This window comes from Maritimibacter harenae (assembly GCF_009882975.1).
GTDB lineage: Bacteria > Pseudomonadota > Alphaproteobacteria > Rhodobacterales > Rhodobacteraceae > Maritimibacter > Maritimibacter harenae.
In genome coordinates this window covers 1-2,097 of sequence record NZ_WTUX01000020.1, presented here as the reverse complement: position 1 = coordinate 2,097, position 2,097 = coordinate 1, and the positions used below count along the sequence as shown (strand labels likewise).

The window sequence follows — 2,097 nt, the reverse complement described above, 5'->3', positions numbered from 1 at the left end:
GCCGGCCACCGCGGCCGGCCGGGGGGCCTCGGGCCAGTCCACGACAGCTTGTTGCAGGTCTTCCAAGCGACGCTCGGTCGCGGGCGACCAGTCAGCGGGCTCGATCACGTCGAGGACTTCGAGGGTGTGGCCGCGGAGGTCCTCGAGGTGCAAGGACAGGCCGTGCTCTTGCACGCGGGGGTGTGTGGCCGGGTCTTCAGCGAGGAGGCAACGGGCGGCGGCCAAGCCGGCCACCTCGGCAAACGTCATCTTGTAGAAGATGGCGAGGGCGGAGAGCAGGTTGTCCCTGGGCGAGACGCTGTGAAACGTGGGGCAGAAGGGCTGCCGCTGGATCGACAGGTGGGATGTCAGGTACATGAGGTGATCCTTTCAGGGTCAGGTCTTGTGTCGAAATCTGGCCTCGTGGGCCTTGAGGAGTGGTTGGGTGCAGACCCCCGCGTGGTGAGGCGAGGGGCTGTTCCTTGCGGATTGGGGACGTCCGGCTCAGCCGGCGACCGGTGCCCAGAGCGCTGGCAGGGTAGGCACATCGAGGCCGCCGTAGCCGGCCGCGTTGAGGCAGAGGTCACGTCGCGTGCGGAACCGCTGGCGCGATATGATGGCTGCGGTCGCGAGATACCTGTCAGCCGCGGCGCGCGGGGCCTTGCGGGACATGTGAAGGTTCATCCCGATAGCCTCAAAGAGCCGCGCAAGGTGGCGCATGAGCTCGAGGCCCTCCGGGCTGTCGAGCCAGGCGTCGCCCGCGTCGATGAACGCGGTCATCATGCGTCGGAGAGACGTGCGGCCGTAGGCTGACCCCGGAATGGATTTCGCGGAGTTGATGCCCGCCTGTGCTTCCATGACAAGCTCTGCGAACCCGGCCCGCACGTCGAGGTCATGAACGGCTTTGTAGGCGGAATAGGACAGTATTGCGCGTGGGTCGCGTTTCGGCAGGGCGCCGATCCGAACGAGACCTGCCGCCAGCTTGCGGGGGTCCCACTGGATGTCCGCGAGATCCACGACGAAGCCGTTGAACGCCTCGTGGCGAGCGCCCAGCACGGCGCGATCCGTGAGGCAGGCGATCAAATGTGCCAGCTGCATGCTCTCCTCGAATGGAAGCTTGGCTTCCAGGAATGAGGTCTCGAGCGCGATGGCGATCTGCCCGCAGCGGGCGGCGCCGTCTGTGTGCCCGTGCGTATCGTTGAAGGCCTCACGGGCCTCGGTAACAGCGCGCGCGGTGTCTGGGTCGTCGGCCTGGGCAAGAACGGTGACCAGCGCGTCGAATTGCGCCAGGATCGCTTGAGGAGACAGATCCGTGGCGGGTCCCATAACATCGGGGTAAAGTCGGCAATCGAAGACCGGGGTCTTGCCCGGCTCAATCATGGCCACGCATTCTGCATAGCTCAGTCCGGCCTTCAGGGACATGTCGGCAACCAGGGTCTCGGTCCCCGGGGTGATCCCGGCCATTGTTGCAATCGGAAGTCTCAGCATGATCAGCTCCTACGCTGTTTGGTGTCGCTGAACAGGACATCGGTACGTTGGATCCGGGTCGGAAAAAATCGGGCCGGGAAATTTCGAAAAAACCTCGAAAAACCTTGTAAGCAATTGCCAATAATAAAAATATTTTTTACGCGAACACGAAGCAGGGCAATCCAACCGGGACCTTGCCTTGGTCAAAGGGTTTTCTGGGTCCCAAGCGTGGGGATCGGAAAACGGCCAAAGACCATGGCACAGAGCGCGCCCTGACCTGACTAAGTGACCGCTGATGCAGGTCACATGGCGTAGCGGGCCCAAGATACAGGATCCTGTTGCGGGTTGCGCCGGGGGTCGCGGCCTCAAGGAGGCGGCAGGACGCGCCCGGCATGCATGGCTTCGATCTCGGCCAGCGTGCGCTGTTTGATGCGCTTGCCCCCTGGTGCGATGATCACCACGCCGCGGTTCGGCGGGAACTTCTTCAGCGCCTTCGGGGCCCATTTCGTGGTTTCCGTGACCGCTTTTATCACCAATCGTTTGAGCACGGGCCGATCCTCCGCGAAACACGACGCGACATGGAATTCCGCGTTCATGAGAGGCGCCAGGCGCTCGAACGCGCGGAGAAAGGCCTGGCGTTGGGTTCGCCAC

General features: G+C 63.7%; 3 protein-coding genes. All 3 read right to left on the bottom strand.

Annotation, left to right across the window (positions count from 1 at the left end; all coding sequences use genetic code 11):
- On the bottom strand, positions 1-357 hold a 357-nt coding region (locus GQE99_RS18375), incomplete at its 3' end, for a hypothetical protein (protein WP_161353329.1).
- A gap of 126 nt (positions 358-483) precedes the next feature.
- Positions 484-1,467 (bottom strand): hypothetical protein, encoded by a 984-nt coding sequence (locus GQE99_RS18370; protein ID WP_161353328.1) that lies wholly within the window; start codon positions 1,465-1,467, stop codon positions 484-486.
- Between the two features lie 344 nt (positions 1,468-1,811).
- On the bottom strand, positions 1,812-2,097 hold a 286-nt coding region (locus GQE99_RS18365), incomplete at its 5' end, for a hypothetical protein (RefSeq protein WP_161353326.1).